Source organism: Paenibacillus pectinilyticus, from assembly GCF_001700435.1.
In the GTDB taxonomy this organism is placed as follows: domain Bacteria; phylum Bacillota; class Bacilli; order Paenibacillales; family NBRC-103111; genus Paenibacillus_E; species Paenibacillus_E pectinilyticus.
Genome location: NZ_LYPC01000027.1, coordinates 666,555 through 674,371, shown reverse-complemented (window position 1 = coordinate 674,371; position 7,817 = coordinate 666,555). Strand labels below are relative to the sequence as shown.

Genomic DNA, 7,817 nt, shown 5'->3' with positions numbered 1-7,817 from the left:
AAAACAAAAAAAAAAAAAAAAAAAACCAGGGCCCCCGGCCCTGGTCTTCCATCAATTACACCTGCTATACCCGCAGTTGACGCAATTCTTACACCCTTCGCTGTTCACCAGCGAAGCGGACCCACACGACGGGCACAGGTCCTTCGGCGCGACTTCCGTCGCGCTCGGCACTGCGTGCCCGCTATGCCCAGCAGCGGCTGGCGCCGGCGCTGCCTCAAGCACTTCGCTCGTCGCGGTCACGTAGTTCCGCGCGTCGTCCTGCTCGTTCATCACTTCGTCGTGCTGCTCGAGCGCTTTAGCAACCGCATCCGCAATGGACTCGACGCGGTTGTTACCAAAGCCAATGGCGCCGGATCCGCCAATGCCCTTCAAGTGCTTAACGAGCAGCTTCACTTTGTCACCGTGATCGCCATACCGCAAGAACAAGGAGCACACGCGGCCGAGTGCTTCGGACATGGCGAACACATCAGATCCCGCTTTCCCAACGTTCAGGAAAATTTCACTCGGTGTTCCGTTCATATCATTGATCGTGATATACGCCATTCCGAATGGGGTATTCACTTTATAAGTAGCACCACGCAAAATTTGCGGACGGCGCTTGTATTGTTTATCGAAGACTTGTTCTGTCTTAGCGTCCACATTCACGGAAAGCTTGCCAGACAAGTTAGTTAAACTGTCTTTCTCAGCAACAACCTCTGCCGCGACAGCTACTGGAGCTACTTCAGGCTGCTCTTTCCCCGCTTCTACCTTCTCTTCCTTCTTATCCGAGCTCGTGCTCAACACCTGAACATCACGACTGCCATCACGATAGATCGTCACACCTTTGCATCCAAGGTCGTAGGCCAGTTCATAGAGACGTTTCGTTTCTTCAACGGTGAAATCTGCTGGACAATTCGCTGTCTTCGAAATCGAGCTATCCACCCACGTTTGAATCGCCGCTTGTGCACGAATGTGATCCTCAGCGGACAAACTCATCGAGGTTACGAAGTAATCAGGCAGTTCCTGATCTGGATTCGCATCCTTCCAATTTTGTGCAATCGGTACATATTGTTTATCAAAGCCTAGACGGCTCTGACGGAAGTATTCGAAAGCGAAATACGGCTCAATCCCCGTAGAAGTGCCAACCATGGTTCCCGTACTTCCTGTCGGTGCTTGTGTGATGACAGTCACATTCCGCATCCCATGCTGATGAATGGCTTCGCCAACCTCAGGATACACCTCAGTCATCTTGCGCATAAAGCCGCTTTCCATGAATTTATCTGCAATAAAGGCTTGGAAGGACCCTTTCTCGCCGGCAATCTCAGCTGAAGCCAAGTACGCTTCTCTCGCCATAAAGCCATAAATCTTGTCCAAAAACACCAATGATTCCGGGCTGCCATATCGTATTTTCAACAAAATCATAAGCTCCGCCAGTCCCATGGTTCCAAGACCTACACGGCGTTCATTCTGTTGATTCACACGATTCTCTTCAAAATGATACGGTGTTTTATCAATCACATTATCCAGAAAACGCGTAGAATAGCGCACGACTGTCGCTAACTCATTCCAATCTACATCGTGCTTCTCCGCATCATAAAATTTAGAAAGATTGATCGCAGACAGGTTACACACGCCCCAAGCTGGAAGCCCTTGCTCCCCGCATGGATTTGTACAAATGATCGGATTGAAATACCAACTATTAGACATTTGATTGTAATACTCCAAGAATACAACGCCAGGCTCAGCTGATTTCCAAGCAGACTCAATGATCGAATGCCAAACATCACGTGCACGAACAGTGCGATAAGGTTTGACAGCTTTGCCTAGCTTTTTCCACGCATCTAAATTGCCGTCCCACAAGTCATTGTACTCAGGATCGGTCGTATCTGGGAATACGAGCTCCCATTCCAAATCCTCTTTCACAGCTTTCATGAAACCGTTGCTAACGCATACGGACAAGTTCGCATTCGTAATTTGTCCCATTGTAGACTTCACCGTAATGAAATCCTCCAGGTCTGGATGCCAGTCATTGATCATGAGCATCAACGCGCCACGCCGGCTCCCGCCTTGCTCAATTAAACCTGTCGTGTAGCTAAATAGACCGCCCCAGGATACAGCTCCACTGGAGGAACCATTTACCCCTTTAACGATAGAACGTCTTGGACGAAGGGACGACAAGTTAATACCCACGCCACCACCGCGCGACATAATTTCCGTCATTTCAGTCAACGTGCTCATAATCCCGCCACGGCTATCCTTAGGCGATGGGATAACGTAACAGTTGAATAGTGTCAACTCATCACTCGCATCCGCACCAGCCGCAATACGACCTCCCGGTACTAGCTTCCAATCATTCAAAATATATCTGAATTTCTCCGTCCACTCTTGGCGCTTCTCCGCAGTCTTCTCCACAGATGCCATCGCACCTGCCAACCGATCCCACATTTCTTCCGGTGTTTTCTCCATATTTAACGTAAGTTTCTCAACGGCTGATTCCACGGTTTCCCCGCTCCGAGTTCGAACCTTCACGATATTTCCTTCACGGCTTATGATTTCGCCAACCTCTTTGGCTGGGAATTTCGGGTCATCTTTGGTCAAAACAAGGACCGTATCTCCTACTTTTGCATGACTTGTATCAGCATTTTTGAGTGCGTAACGATCCAAAAATATTTTCTCACTTAATCCCGTTAGCTTCTTGCTCACATCAACATTCCCCATGTCACAAGCCTCCCAATAGACTGCATATTCAGCTGCAAATTAAGATAATAGCTACAAGAGTTAGTAGCCGGTCATTCACAATATATGGTATTACCTAACTATTATACTACACAAGATATGGTTACAGTACAGGCAAAAGTACCAATTCAATGAATACTTGTTTTCGCTAGCTTTGACGCAACTCTCTTCCTTTGATAACCTATAACTAGGATACCACAAAAGAATCTTTTTTAGAACATTTGTTCGATACTTTTTTCAAAGGGAGTGAGACGTCATGTATTTTTATAAAAATGAATTCGTACATAAAAATGACATCCACATTTCACCGGATGATCGTGGCTATTATTTCGGCGATGGGATCTACGAAGTATTTCGCGTTTACCAAGGAGAGCTTTATGAAGCATCCGCTCATATGCAACGGCTGGAACGAACAGCCAGCGAAGTACGCATCCAATTACCCTATACAAGCGATGAAATTATAGTCATTCTCAACAAGCTCATCCAGCAAAATGAACTCATAGAAGGCACGGTTTATTTACAAATCACACGTGGTGAAGCACCGCGCGCGCATCCGTTCCCGATACAAGCTAAGCCGATTCTTCTCGCGTACTGCTCAGAAGTTAAACGTCCGTTAGCTACGATTCAGAACGGAATCAAAGCTATCACTGAGCCCGATATTCGTTGGTTAAGATGCGATCTCAAGACCCTCAATCTCCTGCCGAATGTGCTTGCCAAACAAGCCGCACTCGACGCTGGCGTACAAGAAGTGGTCCTGCATCGCGATGGCACGGTAACTGAATGCAGCGCTTCGAATATCATGATCATTAAAGATGCCATCCTTTACACACATCCTGCGAATCATCTGATTCTGCATGGGATTACACGTGCAGTTGTCTTACGTTTAGCCCATGCACTGGGCATCCCTGTCAAAGATGTGGCTTTCACCACCGAGCAACTCCTGCAAGCGGATGAGGCTTTTATTACAGGAACGACTGTGGAGATCACACCGCTTATTCAAATTGATGGACAAGCCATCGGATCAGGTACACCGGGTCCATTAACCGCTAAACTGCAAACTGAATTTGAGCGAACGTTCCTGAAGTAACCAATCATTGTAGATACCACAGAATTCAGCAGCAAAAAAGAGAGCATCCCCAGCCATACACCATGGCATCTGAGACTGCTCTCTTCATTTTCCTACAGCAATTATCGCCGTAAATTCCACTCATCCGTACCGTATTTCTCACTAACCAAACGCTCCGTAAGCTCTATTTCATACTCCGTCAAGGATGATTCCACAAGCTCAACGCCTAACCCTGTCGCAATTTCACGACGGAAAGCCTCCTCAACCTCGCTAAGCGTAACTTCCGCTTTCCCCTGCACGCGCAGCAAATCATTAATCGCCACTGCTTTTTTCAAAAAGCTCTGTTTCATCCGATCCGCTACTTTCTCATTAGAAAAACGCAGCATCCGAAACAATTGATCCGTGTCCATATCCAGCAAAATGGAACCATGCTGCAGTACGACTCCCTTTTGGCGAACCTGTGCACTGCCAGCCACCTTGCGGCCTTCTACGACAAGCTCGTACCACGAAGGAGAGTCGAAACACGCCGCTGACCCCGCAGAGGCATATTTCTCTTTTTCCTCATCGCTGGCTAGTTGCACCATCTCAGCCTGCAAGCCCAGAGCGCGAAACCCCTGTAACAACCCCTCGCTCAGCACGCGATAAGCTTCCGTTACATTTCGGGGAATACCCGGATAATCCTCCGCTACAATGATGCTGTACGTGAGCTCTTTGTCATGGAGTACAGCTCTGCCTCCCGTTGGACGCCTCACAAAACCGATGCCTTCTTGGGCCACGGCTTCCTGATCAACTTCTGCCGCCTTTTGAAAATAACCAATCGATAACGTAGCCGGATTCCAGCCATAGAATCGCACGGTTGGCGGAACCTTGCCTTCACTATGAGCGGTCAGAATCGCTTCATCTAAAGCCATATTTTCAGCAGGAGAACGATCTCCCGTATGTATAAATCGCCAAGTATTCATCTCAATTCCTCATCCTTTCCTGTGCAGCACTAGCTTTTTCCCAAAACCAGTCTCTATCATAGCACACAACGCTCCCACGTTTCGACCTCCTTCCAACTCCCCTTCGTAAAACTCTTCCATGGCAAAAGTTATGAAAGACTTCACACTGGACATACTAACACGTATTCGACGTTTTTGAGGGCTAACTATGAATCAGAACGTAGCGTATGCTTACGATGCGAGTTTTGCTACGCAAAACTTTTAGGAGGGCACAACCATGCGTCAACATGATCAGCAAGAGAACATTCGCCCCATTCATAAACAGCTGGATATGCATTTTGAGAGGGACTGGTTTACCGAGCTGGACAATCGTGTACGTGGAGGAGGTCCTTGGGACGACTGGACGCTATATCAGCTTGCCTACGAATCGGAAGAATCGGGGCTTATTTCAACGTTTGATGATATGCAATGCCTAGCGCATTTGGGGTCGCTCGAGCCGATGGCCCATCAGATTGATACAGCTAAACGTGTGTTGAATGAGATGCGTGGGCGAGCGATTTTGGCCGATGAAGTTGGACTCGGGAAAACGATTGAAGCTGGTTTAATTTTAAAAGAATACATGATTCGCGGTCTTGTCCGCAAAACGCTCATCCTCGTTCCCGCTTCCCTTGTACTGCAATGGGTGCGGGAATTGAATAGCAAGTTCGGCATCCCTGCGGTAGCGCACAAAAAGGCTTACATGTGGCAGCAAGCCGATATTATTGTGGCCTCCATGGACACCGCCAAACGTGACCCGCATCGCGAGATTGTCATGGGCTTAGAATATGACATGCTCATCGTCGATGAAGCCCACAAGTTGAAGAACAAGAAAACAACAAACTACACCTTCGTTAACGAGCTGCGCAAAAAATATTGCCTGCTCCTCACAGCTACGCCTGTGCAGAACGATCTGAAAGAACTCTACAACCTGATCACCTTGCTAAAACCAGGTCAGCTTGGCGGTCAGAACAGCTTCAAATCCAACTATGTCGTTGGTAAAAGAACACCTAAGAACGAAGTTCAGCTGCAGCAGGAGCTGTCCAAAGTGATGATCCGCAACCGCCGCGGTGACGGTGGTGTGCATTATACGAAGCGTATTGTACGGAATATTCCACTTACGCTGTCCGATGATGAGCAAGCGCTCTATGACGGCGTCACGAATTTCGTGCGCAGTCGATATTCCGAGAGCGGCGGCGATCTCAGCTCGATGCTGTCCATGATCACCCTGCAACGCGAGGTGTGCAGCTCCCGGGATGCTGTATTTATCACACTGGTTAATCTGTTCAAGAAAACGGCGGAAGACTCTCCGATGCGCCCCAAAATATGGGAGTTAGTCGAGCTCATTCGCAGTATCAAGTCCAATAGCAAAGCCGAAACCACGATGAGGCTTATCCAAGATATTAATGATAAAGTCATTATTTTCACCGAGTATCGGGCTTCTCAGGAGTATTTGTTGAACTATCTCAAAGAACATAAGATTACGGCAGTTCCATATCGCGGAGGGATGAATCGGGGTAAAAAGGATTGGATGATGGATCTGTTCCGCAATCGTGTTCAAGTCCTCATTGCAACTGAGGCGGGTGGCGAGGGCATTAATCTGCAATTTTGCCACAACATGATCAACTTCGACTTGCCGTGGAACCCGATGCGTGTGGAGCAGCGGATTGGTCGCGTACACCGTCTTGGGCAGACCCATGACGTCAACATTTATAACTTATCTACTAGGAATACCATTGAAGAACATATCCTTTCGCTTTTGCATGAGAAAATCAATATGTTCGAATTAGTCATCGGACAGCTCGATACGATTCTGGAGAAAATCGAGAAACGGGGCTCGCTCGAAACGTCTTTATTCCGCATGGTCATGGAAGCTGGCTCAAGAGATGAAATTCGCCGCAAAATCGATGAGCTCGGGCACTCCTTCAGCGAAGTGAAACAAGAAATTGAGCAAAATCCGCAGTACGGCGCACAGTTCCAAGGCATTCTGGATGCCGTTGGCGGTACGCAAAGCGTGGAGGTAAGACCATGAATAAACGTAACATTCATTCCTTCGTCATGCGTTTTCTAGAGGCCTATGACTGCGCGATTATTGAGAAAACACCTTCTTATGTCACCGCTAAACTGTCACCTGAAGCCGATCGCGAAATGACAGGCCGTCCTTACTATTGGAGTTTTATTGAGCGAACTGGGGCAGCAGCAGAAACGATGACTTATAAATTCGTGTTCGATCCGGAACAAATGAAGCAGGAGGCTGCTGCGAAATCGAAGCCGGCGGCTATCGTTGCGGTCAAAAACCCTCCTGCCACAGGCTACGGACCGAATGGTGGTACAGGTCCTGCCAACCAGCCCGACGGCGCGTCGGATAGCATACTCGGCCGGTATTTCGGCTTCGTGCCGACAACGATTACCGCTCGTATTCCGCAAGATGAAGTCACTTTCGGAAGCCGGCGTCTGGATCAGATGTTTGGCATCGTTCGCGAGCGCGGACGCTTCATTCACTTATTCGAGGAACCCTTCCCGACAGGGGCGACCTATCATGCCTCCCTCGTCTATGACACGTGGTTCTGTGTGAACTACAAGGTTGAGCTTGCCTGTGACCGCAAACGGACGGAAATTCACTCGCTCGCCATTCAATTGAACAGCGGTGAAATTCGTGAACATTTTCATAAGCATATGGTCACGAAGAGTCTTTCACCTAAGCTGCCTGCGAACAGTCACATTTTACCAGACACAATCTCCATACCGAAGGCCATCAATGCACTCGAAATGACGCTGGAGCGCAAAATCAGCACTTACGATCACCGATGGGCCGATGAAGCGAATGCTCAGCATCGCAGTGAAATCGACCGTGTCGAAGGCTATTACAATGGGCTTTTGCTCGCGGCAGAACCCGACAAACGAGACGAAATCGAAATTCAATGTCGGAATCGCCTAGAAGAAATCGATTGGCAGCATAAGCCGCGGATCGCTGTTTCCGTCATAAATGGTGGTTTATTCCACTTAAATGCGAGCCGATTATCATCCAGAAACTGACGCTAGTCGCTAAAACATCGCAA

General features: G+C 48.3%; 5 protein-coding genes. 3 read left to right on the top strand and 2 right to left on the bottom strand.

Annotated elements, in window-relative coordinates:
• Nucleotides 1-51: 51 nt before the first annotated feature.
• Complete coding sequence (locus A8709_RS24700) at nucleotides 52-2,697, bottom strand: adenosylcobalamin-dependent ribonucleoside-diphosphate reductase (RefSeq protein WP_065856155.1); 2,646 nt, start codon at nucleotides 2,695-2,697, stop codon at nucleotides 52-54.
• Between the two features lie 274 nt (nucleotides 2,698-2,971).
• On the opposite strand from A8709_RS24700, the gene dat reads away from it, so the two are divergent.
• Nucleotides 2,972-3,802, top strand: a complete 831-nt coding sequence (gene dat / locus A8709_RS24695; RefSeq protein WP_065856153.1) for a D-amino-acid transaminase — start codon at nucleotides 2,972-2,974, stop codon at nucleotides 3,800-3,802.
• A gap of 101 nt (nucleotides 3,803-3,903) precedes the next feature.
• On the opposite strand, the gene A8709_RS24690 is transcribed toward dat, so the two are convergent.
• Nucleotides 3,904-4,743: a lipoate--protein ligase family protein gene (locus tag A8709_RS24690; RefSeq protein WP_065856151.1), complete on the bottom strand. Its 840-nt coding sequence runs from the start codon at nucleotides 4,741-4,743 to the stop codon at nucleotides 3,904-3,906.
• Between the two features lie 256 nt (nucleotides 4,744-4,999).
• Here A8709_RS24690 and A8709_RS24685 point away from each other — a divergent pair, with 256 nt between their 5' ends.
• On the top strand, nucleotides 5,000-6,790 hold the full coding sequence (locus A8709_RS24685; RefSeq protein ID WP_065856149.1) for a DEAD/DEAH box helicase: 1,791 nt from the start codon (nucleotides 5,000-5,002) through the stop codon (nucleotides 6,788-6,790).
• A complete protein-coding gene (locus A8709_RS24680; RefSeq protein WP_065856147.1) occupies nucleotides 6,787-7,794 on the top strand; it encodes a YqhG family protein in 1,008 nt (335 codons plus the stop codon). The genes A8709_RS24685 and A8709_RS24680 overlap by 4 nt, the downstream gene beginning before the upstream one ends.
• Nucleotides 7,795-7,817: the final 23 nt, after the last annotated feature.